19 protein-coding genes and 1 tRNA gene are annotated in these 20,427 nt (G+C 68.4%); 6 read left to right on the forward strand and 14 right to left on the reverse strand.

Translation table 11 applies throughout. The features are described from left to right. Nucleotides 1–363: 363 nt before the first annotated feature. Nucleotides 364–1,173 (reverse strand): hypothetical protein, encoded by an 810-nt coding sequence (locus QOL16_RS00730; protein WP_139197400.1) that lies wholly within the window; start codon nt 1,171–1,173, stop codon nt 364–366. 138 nt (nt 1,174–1,311) lie between these two features. Further along, on the reverse strand, nt 1,312–1,764 hold the full coding sequence (locus QOL16_RS00735) for an SRPBCC family protein (protein ID WP_065961749.1): 453 nt from the start codon (nt 1,762–1,764) through the stop codon (nt 1,312–1,314). A gap of 172 nt (nt 1,765–1,936) precedes the next feature. On the opposite strand from QOL16_RS00735, the gene QOL16_RS00740 reads away from it, so the two are divergent. After that, nucleotides 1,937–2,479, forward strand: coding sequence for an amino-acid N-acetyltransferase (locus QOL16_RS00740; protein WP_065961751.1), 543 nt, complete (start codon nt 1,937–1,939; stop codon nt 2,477–2,479). Between the two features lie 63 nt (nt 2,480–2,542). Beyond that, entirely contained in the window at nt 2,543–3,217 is a 675-nt protein-coding gene (locus tag QOL16_RS00745) for a hypothetical protein (RefSeq protein ID WP_071283170.1), read from the forward strand. Nucleotides 3,218–3,345: 128 nt separating this feature from the next. Here the strand turns inward: QOL16_RS00745 and QOL16_RS00750 are convergent, their stop codons facing one another. Then, a complete protein-coding gene (locus QOL16_RS00750; RefSeq protein WP_065963953.1) occupies nt 3,346–3,552 on the reverse strand; it encodes a cold-shock protein in 207 nt (68 codons plus the stop codon). A gap of 309 nt (nt 3,553–3,861) precedes the next feature. Here QOL16_RS00750 and QOL16_RS00755 point away from each other — a divergent pair, with 309 nt between their 5' ends. Next, nucleotides 3,862–4,974 (forward strand): VanZ family protein, encoded by a 1,113-nt coding sequence (locus QOL16_RS00755; protein ID WP_175473038.1) that lies wholly within the window; start codon nt 3,862–3,864, stop codon nt 4,972–4,974. A gap of 5 nt (nt 4,975–4,979) precedes the next feature. After that, nucleotides 4,980–5,363 carry an SseB family protein gene (locus QOL16_RS00760; protein ID WP_065963950.1) on the forward strand — a complete coding sequence of 128 codons (384 nt, stop codon included), beginning with the start codon at nt 4,980–4,982 and terminating at the stop codon, nt 5,361–5,363. 66 nt (nt 5,364–5,429) lie between these two features. Here the strand turns inward: QOL16_RS00760 and radA are convergent, their stop codons facing one another. Both radA and QOL16_RS00770 read right to left on the reverse strand, forming a co-directional pair. Then, the gene (gene radA, locus QOL16_RS00765; RefSeq protein WP_071282697.1) at nt 5,430–6,791 is read right to left on the reverse strand and encodes a DNA repair protein RadA; all 1,362 of its coding nucleotides are present in this window, start codon (nt 6,789–6,791) and stop codon (nt 5,430–5,432) included. Nucleotides 6,792–6,800: 9 nt separating this feature from the next. Further along, nucleotides 6,801–7,868 (reverse strand): SGNH/GDSL hydrolase family protein, encoded by a 1,068-nt coding sequence (locus tag QOL16_RS00770; RefSeq protein WP_071282699.1) that lies wholly within the window; start codon nt 7,866–7,868, stop codon nt 6,801–6,803. 142 nt (nt 7,869–8,010) lie between these two features. Between QOL16_RS00770 and QOL16_RS00775 the strand changes: the two genes are divergently transcribed. Then, a tRNA-Ser gene (locus QOL16_RS00775) sits at nt 8,011–8,100 on the forward strand. Between the two features lie 277 nt (nt 8,101–8,377). On the opposite strand, the gene QOL16_RS00780 is transcribed toward QOL16_RS00775, so the two are convergent. The 3 genes from QOL16_RS00780 to QOL16_RS00790 all read right to left on the reverse strand — a co-directional run bounded on the left by QOL16_RS00780 (nt 8,378) and on the right by QOL16_RS00790 (nt 13,644). Next, nucleotides 8,378–10,129: a hypothetical protein gene (locus QOL16_RS00780; RefSeq protein WP_175473039.1), complete on the reverse strand. Its 1,752-nt coding sequence runs from the start codon at nt 10,127–10,129 to the stop codon at nt 8,378–8,380. Nucleotides 10,130–10,296: 167 nt separating this feature from the next. After that, a complete protein-coding gene (locus tag QOL16_RS00785) occupies nt 10,297–11,268 on the reverse strand; it encodes a hypothetical protein (protein ID WP_305411198.1) in 972 nt (323 codons plus the stop codon). Between the two features lie 1,524 nt (nt 11,269–12,792). Beyond that, nucleotides 12,793–13,644 (reverse strand): hypothetical protein, encoded by an 852-nt coding sequence (locus QOL16_RS00790; protein ID WP_071282705.1) that lies wholly within the window; start codon nt 13,642–13,644, stop codon nt 12,793–12,795. An 83-nt stretch (nt 13,645–13,727) separates the two neighbouring features. Here QOL16_RS00790 and QOL16_RS00795 point away from each other — a divergent pair, with 83 nt between their 5' ends. After that, nucleotides 13,728–14,009 (forward strand): XRE family transcriptional regulator, encoded by a 282-nt coding sequence (locus tag QOL16_RS00795; protein WP_139197397.1) that lies wholly within the window; start codon nt 13,728–13,730, stop codon nt 14,007–14,009. On the opposite strand, the gene QOL16_RS00800 is transcribed toward QOL16_RS00795, so the two are convergent. The 6 genes from QOL16_RS00800 to QOL16_RS00825 form a co-directional block, all read right to left on the reverse strand. Then, entirely contained in the window at nt 14,006–14,308 is a 303-nt protein-coding gene (locus QOL16_RS00800) for a hypothetical protein (protein WP_071282707.1), read from the reverse strand. The genes QOL16_RS00795 and QOL16_RS00800 overlap by 4 nt on opposite strands. A gap of 500 nt (nt 14,309–14,808) precedes the next feature. Further along, entirely contained in the window at nt 14,809–16,677 is a 1,869-nt protein-coding gene (locus QOL16_RS00805; RefSeq protein WP_071282709.1) for a phosphoenolpyruvate carboxykinase (GTP), read from the reverse strand. Continuing rightward, entirely contained in the window at nt 16,674–18,170 is a 1,497-nt protein-coding gene (mqo, locus tag QOL16_RS00810) for a malate dehydrogenase (quinone) (RefSeq protein WP_071282711.1), read from the reverse strand. The genes QOL16_RS00805 and mqo overlap by 4 nt, the downstream gene beginning before the upstream one ends. A gap of 68 nt (nt 18,171–18,238) precedes the next feature. Next, a complete protein-coding gene (locus QOL16_RS00815) occupies nt 18,239–18,541 on the reverse strand; it encodes an antibiotic biosynthesis monooxygenase (RefSeq protein WP_071282713.1) in 303 nt (100 codons plus the stop codon). Beyond that, a complete protein-coding gene (locus QOL16_RS00820; protein ID WP_254780169.1) occupies nt 18,538–18,885 on the reverse strand; it encodes a cupin domain-containing protein in 348 nt (115 codons plus the stop codon). Before QOL16_RS00820 ends, QOL16_RS00815 begins: the two co-directional genes overlap by 4 nt. 104 nt (nt 18,886–18,989) lie before the next feature. Continuing rightward, nucleotides 18,990–20,402: an NAD-dependent succinate-semialdehyde dehydrogenase gene (locus QOL16_RS00825; RefSeq protein WP_071282715.1), complete on the reverse strand. Its 1,413-nt coding sequence runs from the start codon at nt 20,400–20,402 to the stop codon at nt 18,990–18,992. Nucleotides 20,403–20,427 lie beyond the last annotated feature (25 nt).

Genomic DNA, 20,427 nt, shown 5'->3' on the forward strand with positions numbered 1-20,427 from the left:
GTCCGGCACGGAAGGCGCAGCACCCCCGGGTGCTGCGCCTTCCGTCCGTCCGGAGTGCGGATACGGGATGACTTCGCGTCGGAGCCGGACCTGACCCTCGTCCGGGGGTACCGTTGTCCCTGTGCGAGGGGTTCCCCCCAACGCCTCGTGCACGATGTCCGGCTGTTCCCCCCAACTGGCTGGACGTCAGTGGCCCCGGTCCCTTCGGATCGGGGCCACTTACGCGTTCGGGGGTCCCCCGCCGTCATGCACGCTCCGGGATGGAGCAGCAGACGTCGGGTCGGCCCGGTCCGGGCGACGTTGTCTGCTCCATCCGTGCGCGGGCCCGGCCCGGCGGCCCGGCCCGGTCCCGTCCAGGCGGGCTCAGGCGGGCAGGGCAGCGGCGAACGTGCGGACGGCCTGCTCCCAGCGCTCCGGGTCCTCGTTCCACTCGAGCGTGTGCCGCGCCGTGGCGAACGTCACGACCTCGGCCCCGTGCGCACGCCGGGTGGCGACGTCGTCCGGGTCGACGAGCGGGTCGGCCGCCGAGTGCAGCAGCAGGGTCGGTGTGCCCTCGTCCTGCCACCGGGTGACGCTGAGCGGGTACGGCACACCGGCGAGCCGGCTCAGGCCCGAGGTGGTCGCCACACGCACCGCCACGGTCCCGACGGCCGCGGGGAACCGGGACGCGGTCACGGCGCCGCGGAGGGCCGACCGGACGTCGAGCAACGGCGCGACACCGACGATGCCGTCCACGGGCGTCCGTGCGGCGGCTGCGGACGCCGCGAGGGCCCCGGCGGACCAGCCCTGCAGCACGACCCGGCGGGCGCCCCGTGCCCGGGCAGCGTGTGCGGCGGCGGCGATCCGGTCGACCGCGGTCGGGTCGAGGGACCGCAGCGGCAGCCCCGACGTGTCCACGACCTGGTTCGAGGCGCCGAGCTCCCGCCACACCCGCAGCCCGCGGAGGACCTGCTGCGGCCCGATCGACTGCCCGTGGACGTGCACGACGTGCGTCTCGGCGATGCCGTCCGGTTCGGTGCCCGGGACCTCGTCGGCCGTCGTCCACACGAGCTCGGACTCCGGCGGCGTGAACGGCGCGGGGTGGAGCAGGCGTCGCGCGGCAGCGGCGCCGAGCGCGACGCTCCCCGCGGTGGCGATCGCGGTGCCGGTGAGTGCGGTGCGCAGGAGCTTCATGCCAGCCACTCTGCCAGCGTGCGATGTGCGCGGCGGTGCGGTCGGCGGTCTGCCGCGACCACACGACGGACGGGAGGCGCGGTGCCAGCTGGCACCGCGCCTCCCGTCTGTGGGTCCTTGCTTCAGGACGCCCGGGCGTCAGGCCTGGACGTCGCCGCGCCAACCCGGCTCGGTCGGGGCGTTCTCGACGCGCTCCTTGTAGTTCTGGAGGTCCTTCTTGACGGCGTGGCCGCCGACGCCGACGGCGGAACCGAGCTTCTCGAGGATGCCGGAGGGCTCCCAGTCGATCTGCACGGTGACGCGGGTCTCGGCGTCCGCGAGCTTGTGGAACGTGACGACGCCCGCGTGGTCGGTGTCGCCGTCCTTGACGGTCCACGCGACACGCTCGTCCGGGTGCTGCTCGGTGATGACGGCACGGAACTGACGCTCCTGGCCGGCCACCTTCACGGTCCAGTCGGTGGTGGTGTCGTCGACCTGGACGATCTTCTCGACCTCGTCGAGGAAGTGCGGGAACTCCTCGAACCGGGTCCACTGGTCGTAGGCCTGGCGGACGGGGACGTTGACGTCGACGGTCTCGATGATCTGGGGCACGGCCGCTCCTTCGTTTCGTCGTACTGGGGTGTTCGTGGCGTGTTGCCTGCACCTGGGACGGTAGGCGGGTGCGGCTGGACGGGGTCCAGGGCGGTGTCCCCCTCGGGCGGCGCGGAGCGTGGGTGCTGGCGCGTTGCGGCGGTGCACGCTCCGCCGTCCTATGCTCGGGAGGATGACTGCACACGGGAAGCACGCGTTCGACGAGCGGGACGAGCACGGCATCCGCGTGCGACCCGCACTCGCGTCGGACGTGCCGCACATCCAGCGGCTCATCGCCCCGTACGTCGACCGGCGGATCCTCCTCGGCAAGGAGAACGTCGCCCTCTACGGCTCGATCCAGCAGTTCCGGATCGCCGAGGGTCCGGACGGTGTGCCGATCGGCTGCGGTGCGCTCGCGGTGTTCTGGGACGACATCGCCGAGGTGCGCACACTCGCCCTCGACGAGGCGTGGATCCACAAGCGCGTCGGCCACCGCATGCTCGAGGCGCTCGAGCACGACGCCCGCGAGCTCGGGGTCGCCCGGATCTTCTGCCTGACCTTCGAGGTCGACTTCTTCACGAAGCACGGCTACCTCGAGATCGGCGAGCAGGTCGTCGACCCCGACGTCTACGCCGAGCTCGTGCGGTCGTCCGACGAGGGGGTCGCGGAGTTCCTCGACCTCGCCCGGGTCAAGCCGAACACCCTCGGCAACACCCGCATGCTGAAGATCCTCTGACGCTTTCCGCGGTGCCCCGGCGTCGCTCCCCGGGGTGCGGCGCGTTCGCCCTACCCTGTGCGCATGTCCTCCCTGCGCCACCCCGTCGGACCCGAGTCCTCCCGTGTCTACTGGCGCCGCCGGGCGCTCGTGCTCGGGGTCCTGCTCCTCGTGGTCGTGGTGGTCGTGCTGATCGTCGTGGGCCGGGGGAGCGGAGCGACGTCGGCGACCGGTCCGTCGGCGTCACCGTCGGCATCCGCGTCGCCGGCCGCGTCATCGGCGAAGTCCGACGCAGCCGGCGCTGCTGACGCAGCGTCGCCGTCCCCGTCGGCATCGGCCGCGGCCGCCGGCGACGGGGACACCTGCACGAAGGACGACATCGCACTGAAGCCGGTCCTCGACAAGAGCTCGTACGGCCCCACCGAGGACCCGAAGATCGCCATGTCGATCACGAACACCGGATCGACCACGTGCCACATGGACCTCGGGTCGGCGCAGCAGGTGCTCACGATCAGCTCCGGCGACGAGCAGTACTGGTCGTCGAAGGACTGCCAGACGAACGGCACCAGCCAGGACGTGACGATCAAGGCGGGGCAGACCCTCACGACGCCGTCGATCACCTGGGACCGGACGCGCTCGTCGACGACCACGTGCGACAGCTCGCGGCCGGCGGTCACCGGTGGCGGGGCGAGCTACCACCTGACCGTGGCGGTGGGGGAGCTGCAGTCGGCGAAGGCGGCGCAGTTCGTCCTGAACTAGGGCGCGGGGGCGCGGGGGCGCGGGGGCGCGGGGTGCGGGGGCGCGACGTTGCGCTCCGGTCGCTCCCCGCAGACGCAGAACGGGCCCGCCGTCCGAAGACGACGAGCCCGTTCGAGCAGATGCGGTGATCAGCCGATGACGGTGATGTTCTCCGCCTGCGGGCCCTTGCGGCCCTCGGTGATCTCGAACTCCACCTTCTGGTTCTCCTCGAGCGACTTGTAGCCGTTGCCACCGATCGCGGAGAAGTGCGCGAAGACGTCGGCGCTGCCGTCGTCCGGAGCGATGAAGCCGAAGCCCTTTTCGTTGTTGAACCACTTGACGGTGCCAGTTGCCATGATGGCGTTTCCTTACTTTCTTGCCAGGCGAGATATCGCTGCCTGTCTTGCGAGGCGGCACGTACTGCCGCCGATCCACCGACGGATGTCGTAGATCGATGCGCCCCGCGGGCATGGGCCGGCGGAACGGGTTCGGGGCCAGGCGACCTGGGAAGGTCAGTGACCGTTGGCGCTCGAAGGTGCAGAGCACCAGAAGAACGATGGACTCCCGCCGGAGCGGTTGAGACCAACCTACAGTGCCGAGTGGCCTCTGCGGGAGTCCCCTGGCGAGATCCGTCCCGAGAATCTGACTTGCGTACCCTGTCCGACGTGGGAAGTGTGCTGCCGGGAGTGATCGCCTTCGTTGCCGGGACGGCCCTCGCGGTCGCCGCGCTCGTACCCTGGGCGGCGCTCGAGTACCGGCGCCACGGAGTCCTCGGGTTCCGGCGTGGCGTGGTCGCGTTCGGGACGCTCGTGTACGCGCTGGCCCTCGTGACGTACACCCTCCTGCCGCTCCCGGACGACCCCGCATCCCTGTGCCCGAGCCCCTCGCCGCAGCTCGTGCCGTTCACCTTCCTGCAGGACATCGCCCGCGAGGGCGGCATCAGCGGCCCGCGGTCCCTGCTCGCCAACCCCGCCGCGGCACAGGTCCTGCTGAACGTGGTCCTGTTCGTGCCGCTCGGCGCGCTCGTCCGGCACGCGGTCCTGCGGCACCGCTGGTTCACCGGTCTCCTGGTCGGCGCGGCCGTCGGGTTCGTCGTGTCGCTGCTCGTCGAGACCACCCAGCTCACCGGCGACTGGTTCCTCTACGAGTGCGCCTACCGGCTGTTCGACGTCGACGACCTGCTCGCGAACACCACCGGAGCCGCACTCGGGACGTTCGCCGCGCCCCTCGTCGCGGTGCTCGCCGGTTCGGACCGCCCGTCCGACGCGTCCGCACCCAGACCGGTCACGTTCCTCCGGCGTGCGTTCGGCATGCTGGCGGACCTGCTGGCCGTCGTGTTCACGACCGGCCTGCTCTCCTCGGGTGCCGCGATCACACTCGCGCTCCTGGAGGTGGACGAGCGGTCGCTCCTGGCGACCGGCACCGTCACCGCGGCGTCACTCGTCGCGCCCCTCGGCCAGCTCGTGGTCGTGCTGGTCACCGGCCGGACGCTGGGCGAGCACGTCGTCCGGCTCCGACCGACCCCGGTGCCCGACCCCGGCCGCCGACTCGCGAGGTGGGCACTCGGATCCGGCGGCTGGTCGTTCGCCGGCGCCGTGACGTTCCCGTTCTCCGGCCTCGTCGGGACGGCCCTGGCCGTCGCCGCCGTCGTCGGCCTGATCGCGACGCGGGACCGCCGCGGCTTCGCGAACGCCGTCGCGGGCCTCGGGGTCGAGGACGACCGCCTCCCGGCGTCCGGTCCGGCTGTCCGCGCGGACCGGCGAGATCTGGTGGACTAGGGGCGATGGCAGACAAGGAACAGCGCTTCCGGAGCGAGCAGCTCGAGGAGGCCCTCGCGAAGCAGGACGTGGCCGCGGTCGCGTTCGCCCTGCGCAACGACATCGTGATCGTCCCCCGGCTCGTCACGGGGAAGAAGGACATGCAGGTCCGGGTGTTCGGCCGTGAGGGGTCGGACAAACGCATCCTGCTGCTGTTCTCGTCGGCGGACGCCTACACGGCGATGGTGCCCGACGAGAAGATCCGGCAGGTCATGGTCTACGACGCGCCGCGGCTCGAGGAGTTCCTCGCCGCGCACCTCGATTCGCTCGAGGGTGTGTTCTTCGACATCGCGGGGCCGCACACGATGCAGTCGTCGCCCGCCGAGCTGTTGGCCGCGCTGCGCGCGTAGCCGGCCTGGAGGCGCGGCTCGCCTCCGCCCCGTGCGTCCGGCCCGCCACTGCGCGGATCGGGCCGGTCAGAACGCGCGGTCGAGTTCCCGCTCGCGCGCCGACTGGGTGAGCGAGAACGCGACGCGGAGCGCCTCGCGCAGGTGCTCGGAGCCCGCCCCGAGGACCGTCGTGAACCCGAGCCGAGCAGCCTCGCTCGCGCGTTGCTTCGCGCCGTTCGCGGGACGGATCTCGCCGGCGAGGCTGATCTCACCGATCGCCGCGAGGGTGTGCGGGTACGGGCGGTCGCGTGCCGCACTGGCCAGCGCGAGGGCGATCGCGAGGTCGGCGCCGGGCTCGGTGAGCTTCATGCCGCCGACCGTCGATACGTAGACGTCCGCGTCGGACAGCTTCAGACCGGCACGGCGTTCGAGGACGGCGAGCAGCATCGCCACGCGCGACGCGTCGACACCGTTCACGACCCGGCGCGGCTGCGGCGCCGAGCTCGGCACGACGAGGGCCTGCACCTCGACGGGGAGCGCGCGTCGGCCCTCGAGCGCGACGGTCACGCACGTGCCGGACACGGGCGTGCCGTTGCGCGACATGAACAGCCCGCTGGGGTCGGGCACCTCGTGGATGCCGTCGCCGGCCATGTCGAAGCAGCCGACCTCGTCGGTCGGGCCGAAGCGGTTCTTCAACGCCCGGACGAAGCGGAGGGCGGTCTGCCGGTCACCCTCGAAGTGGCACACGACGTCGACGAGGTGTTCGAGCAGTCGGGGCCCGGCGATCGTGCCGTCCTTCGTCACGTGGCCGACGATGAGGACCGGCAGTCCGCGGTCCTTCGCCACCCGGATGAGCGTCGACGCGACCTCGCGGACCTGGGACGTGCCGCCCGCGATCCCGTCCACCGAACTCGACGAGATCGTCTGCACGGAGTCGGCGATCACGAGGTCGGGCTGCACCTGGTCGATCTGACCGAGGATGACGCCGAGGTCGACCTCGCTCGCGAGGTACAGCTGGTCGTGCATGGCGTTCGTGCGCTCGGCGCGGAGTCGCACCTGGTCGACGGACTCCTCGGCGCTGACGTAGAGGACGCGCTTGCCCGTCGCCGCGGCGCGCGAGGCGACCTCGAGCAGGAGGGTCGACTTGCCCACGCCGGGTTCGCCGGAGAGCAGCACGGCCGCGCCGGGGACGATGCCGCCGCCGAGCACGCGGTCGAACTCGCCGATGCCGGTGTTCCAGCGCTGGACCGCGGTGCCGCGCGCTTGGGTGATCGGACGGGCCGTGCGGTCACCGGCGACCGCGACCGCTGCGGTACCGCGTGAGCTCGCCGCCGCCGCCGTGGTGTCCTCGACGGTGCCCCACGCCTGGCACTCGCCGCAGCGGCCGACCCACTTGATGCTGGTCCACCCGCACTCGGTGCAGCGGTAGAGGGACTGGGTGCGGGCCATGCGTCGAGGCTAGGCGTCCCCGCCGACATCACCGGGACGCCGGTCCGAGGTGCTGCCGTCGGCGTCCTCGACGCGGGTCTGTTCGTCGACGTCGGTCTGTTCGTCGTCGGTGGGTGCGGGTGCGACACCACCGTGGTGCGGCAGGGGGATCGATCCGGTCATGCGCTGCCGGAACCGTTCGGCACGGGTCGGACGGTCGGCGTGCTCGAGCGCCGCGGCGTGCTCCAACCCCGCCGCGTGCTCGTTGTCCTGGTCCGCGCGGGCGGCGGCGACCGCAGCGGCCTCGGCGCCGAGGTCCTCGGCTTCCCGCGCGGACAGGTAGTGCCGGATCGCTGCCACCGTGTCGACTCGCGCGTCCACCGCAGGCTCGAAGGCACTCGCCCAGATCTCGTACCCGCGGTCGTTCGGGTGGAACAGGTCCCCGTAGCTGTTGAAGAACGTGCGCCGCAGCCCGACCCGCTTCGTGATCACGTGCAGCGGGGCCACGGTCAACCCGTACTCCTCGGCGACCCGGTGCACGATCTCGTTCGCGACCGCCACCTTGCGCTCCCGGTCCGGCACCCACATGCACGGCAGCTCCGCGACGATCGCGTGCGACGGCACCGCGCCGTAGATCGCCCGGATGTTCCGCTCGAACTTGTCCGGGTGGAAGTCCGCGATGTCGTTCGCGCCGATCGACACGGTGCAGACGTCGGGCGTGTAGTTCCGGAGCTTCGGCAGCTGGTCCCGCTTCGCGCCCCACGTCGTCGACCCGGACACGCTGAGGTTCACGACGCGGACCGACATGCGGGACCGGTGACGGATCCGTCGTGCGAGGAGCCCGACGTAACCCCGTGCCGGTGCCGTCGCTCCTACTCCCTGGGCGGCGGAGTCACCGATCGCCAGGTAGGTCAGCTGACCCTCGTGCTGCAGCCGCTCGCGCCACCAGTCGGCGTGCACCGGGAGCATGTCGACGACCCGCTGCGAGGCCGCCCGTTGCCCGCGGACGCCCGCCCGCGCACCGAACGCGCCGCCGCCGATGACGACGGCGCCGCCGAGGACCGAGGTGAGCAGTGCGACGAGGGTGCGGTTCTTCATGCCGAGGACGGTACGCGGACCGGCTCGGGCCCGGCCCTGCCGCTGGCCGTCTGTGGAGGAGCGTGCTGACAGCACCACCTGTGGAGGGGAGGCCGACCCGCGGTGGTTCGACGTGCCTCCCGGATCGTGTAAACTCTTTCCCGGTACCGTGTCCGAGCGGCCGAAGGATCATGTCTCGAAAACATGTGTGGGGGCAACTCCACCGTGGGTTCAAATCCCACCGGTACCGCCACAGGGCCGTTTGTGTTTCTGACCTCAACGGTTTGCGAAACTCGGCTCAAAAGAAGAACCCCCGGCTCCGGCCGGGGGTTCTTCTTGTTCTCGGGGTCTTCTGTCGGACGATAGGGGACGTCGGAGGGGCGGTCTGGGTCGTGTCGTGCCGCCGAAGGGCTCCGCGCTCGAGTTTTCTGGCGCGCTGAAGCACCCCGGGCGCCTCTGGTGCGTTTCTGGGCGCGGTAATGCGTCCGGGGTGCTGGTGGTGCTTGTTCGGTTCGGGGCGGGGTGTCGGCTTACGTGCGCTGCAGTGGGATGAGCTTCACGGGGTCGGGGTTGGCCTTGTAGTTGGAGCGCCCGAGCCGGTCGCGGCGACGCTGCAGGAGCTCGTGCTTCTGCTTGCGACGCTGGGGCGGACGACCTTCCCGGGTGCGCTTGTCGAGGATGTAGAGCTGGTGCTCGAACTCGATGATGCGTTTCATGTTCGTCGCGACCATGAGGAGCGCGAAGGCGAACTGCTGCGCGGCCATGCCGCGCATGGGGCGGTGGGAAGACTTGTCGAGCTCGATGTCGTCCTTGACAGTGTCGTTGAGGCTCTCCATGGTGTTTCGGCCGACCCGGTAGGTCCGCCACCATTCCTTGCTGTGCCAGCGGAGCTTCTGCCGGTTCTTGACGTTGTCGCTCGCCTTCACCGTGATGGTGCTCTGGCAGCAGACCCGGTTCTCCTCCACAAGCTGTGGCATGTCTCGCTTGTAGATGTTCGGCCGGTCGGCTTCCTCGGACGGTTTCGCCTTGGCGTGCAGTTCGCGCAGCGGGCAGTCGACCGTCGGTGACGGTCCCAGAGCAGGGCATGCGAACCGCATCTTCGAACCGTCCTTCGCGCGGTCGTGCAGGCGCAGCTCGTAGTCTTCGCGCTGAGCGAGTTCCTTCCGGTGCTGTTCTTCGGTGATGGTTCCTTCGTCGAAGTTCTTCCCGGTCTCGAGCAGGTTCTTCGGGGTGCCGGCGCAGAAGAAACGGTCGTCCGCGAAGGGCGCACCGCCGACGCCGTTGCTGATGCCGAGCTGCGAGCCGTGCTTGCCGCCCTTGTAGTCCTTGACGACGTCGATGTTGCGGTCGGCGAGGGGCTGGTGGAACTGCTCGGTCGTGAGCTGGCTGTAGCCACGGTCGAAGACGAGCCGGGTGATGTCGTACCCACGGTCGAGGAGTGAGTCGACGAGGGCGATCGTGTGCTCACCGATTCGCTTGTTCGGGGTGCTGAGGCTCGCCGCGCGGATGAGGGGCGGTGGAGCGCCTTCCTTGTCCGCGTCGGGGTCTTCGTGGACGTCCATGATGATGTTCCCCATGAACACCATCTCCCAGTCCGAAGCTTTGATGGTGTCGCCTTCGGCTGCGGGGTCGCGATTCTTCCGGCTCTTCTTCCGTGGGAAGAGGTCCGCTTCCAGTTCGAGGACTGGCCTGTCGACTTCCTTGCCGGTGTACTGGTTCTGCATCGGCAGTTCTTGCTTGGTGTAGCGGTCGCGTGCCCACCGGGACTGCTGGCTGCCGGCTCGCATGGTCGTCTGGTCGACGGAGAGCGCGGTCCGCTTCCGACGCCACTTCCGCGGCTGCTGCATGAGCGTCATCTCGATGAGCGCGTTGGTGAACCACTCGCCGCGGGCACGCATCTTGTCGACGTGGTCCAGGTCGAGGTTCTTCTCCCACTCGGTGCGCTCGGCGTACGTCATCGATGCCCAGTGCTTGCGGTTCCACCCGTCGAACGTGTCGATGAGGCGGTGCAGTGCGCGGAACGCCAGGAAGTACCAGTCGCGGTACTTGCCGTCATAGAGGTGGCTGATACCGAGTGCTTCGCGGGCTTCTGGGGTGAGACGCGACTCGAGCACGCGGCCCATGTCGCGGACACGGACGGTGGAGTTCTCGATGACGAGGATGAGTGCGATGGTGAGGATGACGGTGTCGTCGATGTGTGCTTTGCGCCCCCCGGGGGCGGCCCCGGAGGCGGCACGGTCTCCAGCACGCCATCCTTGGATGCGCGGAACCACCTTCGACATGTGCACCCGGCTGAGCCAGGTCAGCACCAAGTCCGCGTCGATGAGGGATTGCGCACCCGCACCGGCTTTCACCTCCCGGTCCGTGACCGAGTCGCCGGTGGATACCCGCTGCGGAGGCAAGCTCGCTGCGACCTGCGTGTCCCAAGCGTTCCCAGATTCGTAGGCGCTCATCGGGAGTCGCCTGCACTGCTGGTGGCCGACTGCGTGGTGTGGGTGCGCGCGCGGGCCGGTGACGTGTTCGATTCGGGTGTGTGGGTGGAGGCGTCTTGGGGTGGCGTGCGGAGTGCCGTCTCGTACTCGCCGACGTTGTCGAGGGACACCGCGTCGAGGTAGCGCTGCAGCGAACTGAGACCACCACCGGCGACAGCCAGAACGATGGGGAGAGGGAACCGGTTGATGACGTCCATCAGCCACGAGTCGCGGAGCCGCTGGAGGTTCGGTGCGGGGTGCCCTCCCATGTAGACGGTTTTGAAGGCGCTCGGGCGGCCTTTGCCGGTATTCGTCGGGTAGAGCAACAGTTCGTCGTCGGGGAACATGTGGACGTACTCGTCGAGGTAATGCGTCCAGTCGGCTCGGACGGGCACCGTCCGTTGGTGGGGCCCACTGGCGACCCGAACGGAGATGCCGCGCGCGGTCCGGAAGGCATCCTCACCGCGCAGGTCGAGCAGTTCCCCGGTGGTCAGGCCGGCGCCGCCGGCGAAAGCGAGCGCGATGTGCGCCGCGCGCCGCTTCTGGCGGTTGCGGACGGTGCGTGCCCACGACTCCAGCTCCGCGAGCTCACGACGCGAGTACGGGGTGAGCGGGGTCGTCGGGCGGCCACCCACACCACCGCGGTGACGTTCGACACCGGCGACAGCGTTCGCAACACGGTAGAGCCGCGAACGCAGCATCGTTCGCGTGCTCTCCGCGCCGGTTCGGCTGCGGATGAAGCGATTCATCATCGACGGGTAGAACAGGTCATTTCTATCTAACGGAGCGTGCTGCTCGTTCGTCGCCCAGAGCACGTACTGTCCGACGGTAGAGACGAGCTCGATAGCGATTCGAGCATCGGTAGGGCCGTAGGTGAGGACCGCGTCGATGACGAACTGCCGGACGGCGAGCCAGTCCGCGGGCGCGACGTGGACGGGGCGATATCGCATCAGAGCCTCCCGCACCCGCGTGTTGTGCTCGTTTCTTGGAGCAGAGTGTGCTACAGAAGTGGGCGCAAGGGAAGGGCTTGCTGCTGAGGTATCGGTCGGGTTCTGCATGACCGTTGTATGCGCGGACGTCGGAACCGGCTGGATCTTACGAAAGAAATGCCAGATCAGAGATCACTTCGGGGCATGCGGCTCGGGCGTGTCGTGTTGACGCGTGTCGTACCAACCTCTGACCTGACAGACCGGGATCCCCCACCTTTTCCGGCATCCGCGAGCGATCGATACGGCGGCGGCGTGCGCGCGTGGCAGACGTCGATGTCGGCACCGACGCTCAGCATCGTGTCCTTGGCGGGGTCAGGTCCCAGCCCCGTAGAGTCGTGGCCATGCAGAAGAAGTGCGGAATCCCCACCGCCACGGGTCCGTGCCGTAACGGTGTCCTCTGTCCAGTTCACCCTGGCAAGCAAGAGAACGCCGAGAGCTTGTGGCCTCCAGCGCTCCGGCCCGCGGAGTAGCGTCTTCGCCGCATATCGGTCGGTATGACCACACCGAGTCCTGTTGACGTGTCGCGCACATCGTGGCTGCGTACCAACGGCAACGAACTCATTGTCCAGCGCCGCCGATACGCGCATCCGAGCGGTGCCTCAATCGCGGTTCATGCAATTCCGGCGGTCGCGCCGGGAGGCGTCTGGTACGACCTCTGGCGACAGGTCTGCCGGGGTGCCGCTGGTCGTCCGGTCGCTGTCGCACTCGATGCCCGCGAGCCCGGGCCGGGGACGCTTTCGGCCGTACTGAGCAAAGTCCTCGAGCGTCGGTTGACGAGTGTGGGCTGGTACCGCGACTGGGCGATGGTTCCGGACCTGTTTGGCTCGGAGTTCATCCTTCCCACTGGCACCTGCACTCGTCTCGGCCTCCGAGAATTCCGGGCGTATCGAGATGTGCTTCGAGCGTGGGACTTCGGGCGCGACGGAGATCCGCTCGTGGCAGCGGGCCCCGTCCTCACGTCAAGCACGACCAACGCAGATTGGGCAGAGGACGTTCGATGGAGTTTCTACGGAGCTGTGATGGCTTCGCCGCGTCGAGCCGAGCAGATCCACGATCACCTGACGGGGTTGGGTTTCTCTTCCGACAGCTCGGACCATCTTGCCGTCGGGGGATGGCCCGGGGTCCCGCAGCTGGACGATCAACGAACGGCGTGATGCCAAAGTGTAGATCGTGGCTTCCAATCGATGACCAGAAGACGCCGGCGGCGAGGGTGGACGAGGCCTGACGCGCCGTAAAGTGTCGAAGGTCGCCGTACTTCGCGATCCATCTGGCTCGCTTCGAACCCCCTGGGCGATGGGGAGTTCCATGACCGTGCCTCATCGTCTGTCACGGAAGACTTCGATCGCAGTGTGTTCCGGATACAGGACGTTTGTCGCGTGTTGCAGTGTTCCCAATACGCCACAGCAGTAGTACTCAACACGCGAGTAGAGACACACCCATCCCGATGGACGTGCTTTGCGGTACTCGTCGACGGCGATGGGGCGCTCACTCATCCACGAACGGCAGTACTCGATCGAGTGCTTCCGCGGATCGCAGTCCGGCGACGCGCAGCAGTTGTTTCAGCGGTGTTCCGGTTTCGAGGTGATGCGCGAGCCACGTCGCGCGCATACGTCGCGCCTGGAGCTGGACCGTCGGGCCTTTCCGGGAGGCGAAGTCGGTGATGAGGTTGACGTTCCCACCTCGTTGTTCCGCGCGGAACACCCACCCGTCGGAGCCGATGAAGTCCGTCCGTTCCCGCATGCGGGCGGTCCACTCGGGGAGCAACGGCACAGTCCGCGAAGCGGCGCCGTGCACGCTGACGCTCGTCCCATCATCAGTGATGTCGGACGTGCGCGCTGCGATGATCTCCGCTCCGGTCAATCCGGCGCCGAGCCCTAACGCGAGCAGTGCACCCGCCGAGGTGCGCCGCTCTATCGTCCGCTGCTGCCATGCCCATGCGTCGAGGACGGCGAGTTCTGCCCGGACATACGGCCTGGAGGCGTCAGCCTTCCCTAGCGCCTTGAACTTTCCTGCGGCGCCGTCGCCGAGGAGCGTTTCGGAGACGCGACGGAGCCGTGCGCGGATGGTGTTCCGACTCGCCCGGTTGTAGGACGCAAGGTGGTGGTTGATGAACCGGCCGATGTGTACCGGGTCGAACACGACGTCGTCTTCGACCGGGGCTGATGAGGTGCGAGTGAAGTGCACGAGTTGTGTGACCGCCGGATACAGCTCTCGCGCGGAGTAAACGACCTCCGGTTCGACGCGGTGGATGACGCTGCGCACGTACTCCTCGATCGCTGCCCAGTCATCGGCGGGCAGCTTCGGCCGGTAGGCGGTCGCGGAGACTTCTCTCACCATCGCCGCTCCGTTTTGCAGGCCGTGACCTCATCGCACGAGCGGGAACGACGTGTCGTGGCGGTGGCGCCCAATACGCTGGGTCTATGGGACGTCCGATGCGGCAACTGCCGGTAGAGCTCGCCGGCGAGCCCTGGCCGGAAGTCCCCGCGACCGACCCACTCGCTGAGGTGGCGCGGCAGTTCGTCGTCAACCTCCGCGCGGCGATGAACGGCCGGAGCGTTCGGTCTGTCGCCGCCGAGGTCGGCATGGGTAACGTAACCCTGCTCACGGTGCTCGCGGGGAAGGCGTGGCCGGACCTGGCGACCATTGCGCGGCTCGAAGCTGGCCTGGACGCCGAACTGTGGCCTGGACGCGAGGCTCATTAGAGCCCCCAAACGACGGTGAGGAAGGCGCGATTCACCCTGCGGATCTCCTCCGGCGTTCCGCCCAACGCTTCCGGCAACGACCAACGGGCAGCGGTCGTCGCGGCGAGTATCTGCATCGGGGACCACGTGGCAAGGTCGTTCGGATCCATCCGGGCCACAGGCTGCATCGACTGCCGACGCCGCGACGCATCGCGCAAGCGGTCCCCGGCGAGCTCCTCGAGAAGTCGATCGAGAGCGCCTCGCTCGACGAGGTCGCCGAAGAAGTCCGAAACGGATTCCCACGTCTTGAGGTCGACCACCCGAAACGCTGACGCATCCGACCCGCGTCCGCTGATGGTCAACCGTCCCGCTTGCTCCCGTGCCCAGACCGCCACACCGGAGGGGATGGTTACGTTCGTCGGCCAGGAGACCCCTACTGCGGAGCGTCCGTCCGTCCGTCTCGGGTCCGATCCCCGATTGCTCATAAGAACGAGCATAGCCCCCTTGGTGGGTTCCGGGACCCTTAAGCGCCCTGCACAACCCGCTCGCGGCAGTGATCATCGCGAACGCGATCGGCACGGTCGGCGGCATCACGACCGGATCCCTCGTCGGCCTCACCAGCGACGACTGCGGCCGCACAATGCCCTGTGCCACTAGCGGCACCAGGGCAATCCGTGTCGTCCTCCATCCGGAGCGCGATTGGCTCCGCTGCTGATGGGCACACTCGCCGCGTGGCGTGATGCCGCCGCCTTATCTCACTGAACGTCCCGAACAGAAAGCACGACAATGACCTCCTCCTTGCAACACCGCGGAATCACCTTCACCTAGGGCCGCGGAGAGACGGCGCTGCGTCGTCCTGCGCGTGACGGAGGTTGGACCGATTCAGTTCAAGCTGAGTGCGCAGCTGCGTCGGCACGCGGTGGCCGAATCGGTCGAATAGCCGGTCCAGCTGGTCGCACTCCTCGAGCCACGATGTCGGGTCGATCTCGAACAGCTGCTCAAGCTGTCGCCGTGAGACGTCGATGCCGTCGGTGTCGATCTGGTCCGGACGCGGCAGCAGGCCGATGGCGTCTACGACGCCGGCAACCTTCCCCTCGAGGCGTCGGATGATCCACTCGATCACCCGCGAGTTTTCGGCGAAGCCCGGCCATAGGAACTTGCCGCGCGCGTCCTTCCGGAACCAATTCACCTGGAAGACCTCGGGTGTGTTCCCGTTCAGGACATCCCGCATCTTGATCCAGTGCGCCCAGTAGTCGGCCATGTTGTACCCGCAGAACGGCAGCATCGCGAATGGGTCGTGGCGGAGCTCTCCGACCGTGCCTTCTGCGGCGGCGGTCTGCTCCGATGAGATCGTCGCACCCATGAAGACGCCGTGGTCCCAATCGCGGGCCTGCATTACGAGCGGCACGTTGGTTGCCCGACGTCCGCCGAAGAGGATCGCATCGACGGGCACGCCGTCTGCCGCGTCCCAGTCGTTCGCGATCGAGGGGCACTGGTCGGCTGCGACAGTGAATCGTGCGTTGGGGTGCGCCGCGGGGCGACCGGCGTTCGGCGTCCAGTCGTTGCCCTGCCAGTCGATCAGGTGCGCGGGCGCCTCATCGGTGAGACCTTCCCACCAGATGTCGCCGTCGTCGGTGAGTGCCACGTTGGTGAAGATCGCGTTTCCCCAGAGCGTGTGCACCGCGGTCGGGTTCGTGGTGTATCCGGTGCCGGGTGCGACGCCGAAGAATCCTCGTTCCGGGTTGATGGCGCGGAGGCGGCCGTCGGTTCCGGGACGCATCCACGCGATGTCGTCGCCGATGGTTTCGACCTTCCAGCCGGGGATCGACGGGGTCATCATCGCGAGGTTCGTCTTGCCGCAGGCGGACGGGAACGCTGCGGCGACGTGGAACACCGCGTCCTCGGGAGTGGTCACCTTGATCAGGAGCATGTGCTCGGCGAGCCAGCCGTCGTCGCGTGCCATCGCCGACGCGATGCGCAACGAGAAGCATTTCTTGCCGAGCAGCGCGTTTCCGCCGTACCCGGATCCGAACGACCAGATCTCGCGCGTCTCCGGGAAGTGCGAGATGTACTTCACCGGGTTGTGCGGCCAGGCGACGTCCGGTCGGGCGATGCCACCTTCGGTCTCGAGCGGGTAGCCGACGCTGTGCAGGGCCGGGACCCACTCGGTGTCGTGGCCGATCGCCTCGAGCGCTTCGGATCCGGCGCGCGTCATCAGCGCCATGCTGAGCACCGCGTATGGGGAGTCGGTGATTTGGATCCCGATCTGCGAGATCGCTCCCCCGACGGGGCCCATGGAGAACGGCACGACCCACATGGTCCGACCGCGCATGCTGCCGTCGAACAGGCTGCGGAGCTCGTCCTTCATCGCCGCGGGGGCTCGCCAGTTGTTCGTCGGGCCTGCGTCGTCCCGGTCCAAGGAGCAGATGAATGTCCGTTCCTCGACCCGTGCGACGTCCTCCGGTGCAGAGCGTGCGAGGAAGCTGTTCGGGCGGAGGTCCTCGTTCAGCCGGATGAGGGTGCCGGCGGCGACCATCTCGTCGGCGATGACGTCGCGCTGCTGGTCGGAACCGTCGAACCATCGGATGTCGCTCGGCTGGGTGAGACCCGCGACTTCGTCGACCCAGTCGGCGATATCGGCGCGGACGTCTGCCGGGGTGACGGTGTCGGAGGGCGGGGTGATGGTCATGGGGCAGTCCTTCCGTTACGGTGCCAGACCGGAGTGAGCTTGAGCGTGTCAGCGGTGGTGGCGATGGAGGCTTCGGCGCGAGCGGCGTCGGTGGTGAGGTCGTGGCGGTGCGAGGGGATGAGGGCGTCGAGTGTCGGCTGCCAGCCGTCCCAGCGCCCGGGGAAGCACCGTCGGAGCAGGTCGAGCATGATCGCGACTGCGGTCGACGCTCCAGGTGAGGCCCCGAGCAGGCCGGCGATGCTGCCATTGCCGCCAACGACGACTTCGGTGCCGAATTGAAGGGATCCGCGGCCGCGTGAGTCGGGCTTGATGACTTGGACGCGTTGACCGGCGGTGATCAGCTCCCAGTCGTCGGCCTGCAGGTTCGGGACGAAGTCACGGAGGGCACCGTCGCGTTTGCGCCGGCTGGCGAGGATCTCTCCTACGAGGTACTTGAGGAGGCCGGGGTTGCCGGCAGCGACGGAGAGCAGCGGGCCGAGGTTGTGCCCCCTGATCGATCCGGGTAGGTCGGTGACGCGGCCGCCGATGAGGAACTTGGGACTGAATCCGGCGTACGGGCCGAACAGCAGGGAACGCTGGCCGTTGACGACGCGGGTGTCGAGGTGGGGAACGGACATCGGCGGAGCACCGACCGCGGCCTTGCCGTACACCTTCGCGTGGTGCTGTTCGACGATGGCGGGCGCCGTGGTCTTCAGGAACAGGCCTGAGATGGGAAATCCGCCGTACCCCCGGATCTCGGGAATTCCCGTTTGCTGCAGAAGGCTGAGCGATGCCCCGCCCGCGCCGACGAACACGAACCGTGCTGAGACGCTCCGTGTGGCCTCGCCCGCCGCGCGGACCGTCACCGACCAGGGACCGTGCTGCGGTCGCCGTAGACCGACAATTTTCGCGTTGGTTCGGACGACGCCGCCGCGGTGCTCGATGTCGGTCACGAGAGCCTCTGTGAGCCTCCCGAAGTCGACGTCCGTGCCGGCTGTCGACCGGGTCGCGGCGATCGGTTCGGTACCACGTTCTTGGGTGAGCAGCGGCGCCCACTCGGCGATCTGCGCGGTGTCGGTGGTGTGCTCCATCTCCGCGAAGAGTGGACGCGTCCGCAAGATCTCGAAGCGCCGGCGCAGGTAGTCGACGTCGTCGTCGCCGCGCACGAAGGTCATGTGGGGCACGGAGTTGATGAACGTGTGGGGTTCCGGCAGCGTCGCTTCCCGGACCAAGGTGGACCAGAACTCACGGCTCAGCTGGAACTGGGCGTTGATGGTGGTCGCTTTCGTGCCGTCGAGCTCGCCGTGCGGCCCCTCGGGCATGTAGTTGGGTTCGCAGAGGCCGCTGTGTCCTGTCCCGGCGTTCCGCCACGGTCCGCTGCTCTCCAGTGCGAGCTTGGGGCCGCTCTCGTAGATATGGATGGTCCAGGTCGGCTCGAGCCGACTCAGCATCGCGCCGAGGGTGGCGCTCATCACTCCGCCGCCGATCAGGACGACGTCTGCTGTCTCGCTCACGGGTGTTCCCTTTGTTGATGCCCTGGCCGGGTGTGTCACGACCCGGCCAGGGCGGTCGGTGCTCCCGGTCAGAAAGCCTTGAGCACGGTGCTGACGTGCTCGACCCGGGGCGGTTCTGCGAAGAAGGTGTGGACGAGTGCGCGCCACGCGGCGAATCCCTCGGACTGACGGAAGTCGATCGTGTGCGCCTCGACGCTGTCCCAGCCGACGAACAACCGATATCGGTTGGGGTGTTCGACCGATCGACGCAGCTCGAACGTGCGGCATCCTGGCGCGGTCTGGAAGTGCGCGGCGGCTTCCGCAGCCGCGGCCTCGAATCGGTTCGTGGTGCCGTCGAGGATGTTGATCTCGGCGATCTCGGTGACACTCATGCTGACCGTCCCTCCGTGTCGAGGGCCTGCTCCGCATCGATCCGTCCGGTCTCGCCGGACGCGATCAGCGTCCGGGTCGCGTCCAAGGAGGCGTAGGTCCAGAGGATCCGCATCCGGTTCGTGTCCGACGCGTTTTTGAACCGGTGGGGGATGTTCGCGGGAACGAACGTGGTGTCGTGCAACGTCAACGGCGTCTCCTCGCCGTTGATGTCAACGATTGCGTCACCCTCGATGATCATTACCGACTCCACGCAGTTGTGCGTGTGCAGCCCGATGGCGGCGCCAGGCTCGAACGTCGTGACCCCGTTCAGGAACCCGGTGCCACCGCGTGCCGAGGTGACCATGGGCGTGGTGCGTGCACCGTTGCCGCGGTCGATGGTCGGGAGCTCGTCCGGTCGGAAGATGACCGGTTCCCACGAGCTGATCGACGTTGTGTCTCGCATGTCCATCACTCCGTGGCTTCGGTGACCGTAGCCGCGACCGGCTTCGGCGCTGCGGTCGTGCCGATCGACAAGGTCTTCACGTTGACGAACTCGCGGATGCCGTTGACGCCGAGTTCACGGCCGTACCCGGAACGCTTGATACCGCCGAACGGCAGACGCGGGTCCGACGCGACGACGCTGTTGACGAACACGGCGCCGGCGTCGATCTGCCGAGCCAGGTCCTCCGCCTTGGAGAGGTCGGCCGACCAGACCGCCGCGCCGAGCCCGAACTCGGTGTCGTTCGCCAGCTCGACGGCCTCGGTCGCGTCCTTCGCGCGGATGACGGCGGCGACCGGCCCGAAGGTCTCCTCCACGAATGCCGCGTGCTTCGGGGTGACGTGGTCGATGATCGTCGCCGGGTAGTAGAACCCGGGGCCCTCCACCGGTACGCCACCGGTGACGAGGACTCCGCCTGCGTCGAGGGTGCGCGTGACCTGGTCGTGCAACTCGTCACGGAGGTTCCCCCGCGCCATCGGCCCGATGTTGGTGTCGCGTTCGAACGGGTCGCCGAGCTTGAGCGCCTCGACGTTCGCCTTGAACTCCGCAACGAACTCGTCCGCAATGGACTCCTCGACGATGAACCGCTTCGCGTTCACGCACGACTGCCCGTTGTTGGTGTAGCGCGCCTTCACCGCCGCCTTCGCAGCTGCGGGGACGTCCGCGTCGGCGAGGACGATGAACGGGTCCGAGCCGCCCAGCTCGAGTACCTGCTTCTTCAGCGCGGTCCCCGCCTGGCTGGCGACGATCGCCCCGACCTCGGTGGAACCGGTGAGCGTGACCGCCGCGATCCGGTCGTCAGCGATGAGTCCTGCGACCTCGGACGAGTTGATCAGCACGCTCTTGAAGAGTCCGGCGGGGGCGCCCGCCTCGCGAATGACCTCCTCGACCGCGAGCGCTGCGGCGGGGACGTTGTTGGCGTGCTTGAGGATCGCGCCGTTACCGGCGGCGAGTGCGGGAGCGATGAAGCGGAAGAACTGCCAGAACGGGTAGTTCCACGGCATGATCGCCAGCACCACTCCGAGCGGCTCGTAGAGCACGCGACTGTCCGCTGCGGACGACGCGACGGGGGTGTCGGCGAGGAACTCCGCCGCGTGGTCGGCGTAGAAGTCGAGAGTGAGCGCGCACTTCTCGATCTCCGCCTCCGCCTCGACGATCGGCTTGCCCATCTCCGCGGTGATGGTGTGGGCGAAGCGCGGCACGCCCGCACGGAGCACTGCCGCCGCACGATGCAGCAGCGCGGACCGCTCGCCGATGGGGGTTCGTCGCCAAGCGCGCTGCGCGGTGATCGCGTCATCGAGGATGATGTCGACCTCCGTCGCCGGAGTGTTGTCGTACGTGGCGAGCTGGGCCCCGTTGCGGGGATCCACCGAGGTGATCATGGTTCTCCTTTTAGTTCTCTGCGGA

The organism is Curtobacterium sp. MCBA15_004 (genome assembly GCF_001865055.2).
Classification (GTDB): Bacteria; Actinomycetota; Actinomycetes; order Actinomycetales; family Microbacteriaceae; genus Curtobacterium.

Excerpts from the sequence above, each read along its gene's own strand:
- QOL16_RS00815 (WP_071282713.1), bottom strand. The coding sequence starts at position 18,541 with ATGAGTGTCACCGAGATCGCCGAGATCAACATCCTCGACGGCACCACG.
- QOL16_RS00820 (WP_254780169.1), bottom strand. The coding sequence starts at position 18,885 with ATGGTCACCTCGGCACGCGGTGGCACCGGGTTCCTGAACGGGGTCACG.
- QOL16_RS00785 (WP_305411198.1), bottom strand. The coding sequence starts at position 11,268 with ATGCGATATCGCCCCGTCCACGTCGCGCCCGCGGACTGGCTCGCCGTC.
- QOL16_RS00760 (WP_065963950.1), top strand. The coding sequence starts at position 4,980 with ATGGCAGACAAGGAACAGCGCTTCCGGAGCGAGCAGCTCGAGGAGGCC.
- QOL16_RS00730 (WP_139197400.1), bottom strand. The coding sequence starts at position 1,173 with ATGAAGCTCCTGCGCACCGCACTCACCGGCACCGCGATCGCCACCGCG.
- QOL16_RS00740 (WP_065961751.1), top strand. The coding sequence starts at position 1,937 with ATGACTGCACACGGGAAGCACGCGTTCGACGAGCGGGACGAGCACGGC.
- QOL16_RS00790 (WP_071282705.1), bottom strand. The coding sequence starts at position 13,644 with ATGGTGAGAGAAGTCTCCGCGACCGCCTACCGGCCGAAGCTGCCCGCC.
- QOL16_RS00770 (WP_071282699.1), bottom strand. The coding sequence starts at position 7,868 with ATGAAGAACCGCACCCTCGTCGCACTGCTCACCTCGGTCCTCGGCGGC.
- QOL16_RS00750 (WP_065963953.1), bottom strand. The coding sequence starts at position 3,552 with ATGGCAACTGGCACCGTCAAGTGGTTCAACAACGAAAAGGGCTTCGGC.
- QOL16_RS00825 (WP_071282715.1), bottom strand. The coding sequence starts at position 20,402 with ATGATCACCTCGGTGGATCCCCGCAACGGGGCCCAGCTCGCCACGTAC.
- QOL16_RS00795 (WP_139197397.1), top strand. The coding sequence starts at position 13,728 with ATGGGACGTCCGATGCGGCAACTGCCGGTAGAGCTCGCCGGCGAGCCC.
- QOL16_RS00780 (WP_175473039.1), bottom strand. The coding sequence starts at position 10,129 with ATGTCGAAGGTGGTTCCGCGCATCCAAGGATGGCGTGCTGGAGACCGT.
- radA (WP_071282697.1), bottom strand. The coding sequence starts at position 6,791 with ATGGCCCGCACCCAGTCCCTCTACCGCTGCACCGAGTGCGGGTGGACC.
- QOL16_RS00805 (WP_071282709.1), bottom strand. The coding sequence starts at position 16,677 with ATGACCATCACCCCGCCCTCCGACACCGTCACCCCGGCAGACGTCCGC.
- QOL16_RS00745 (WP_071283170.1), top strand. The coding sequence starts at position 2,543 with ATGTCCTCCCTGCGCCACCCCGTCGGACCCGAGTCCTCCCGTGTCTAC.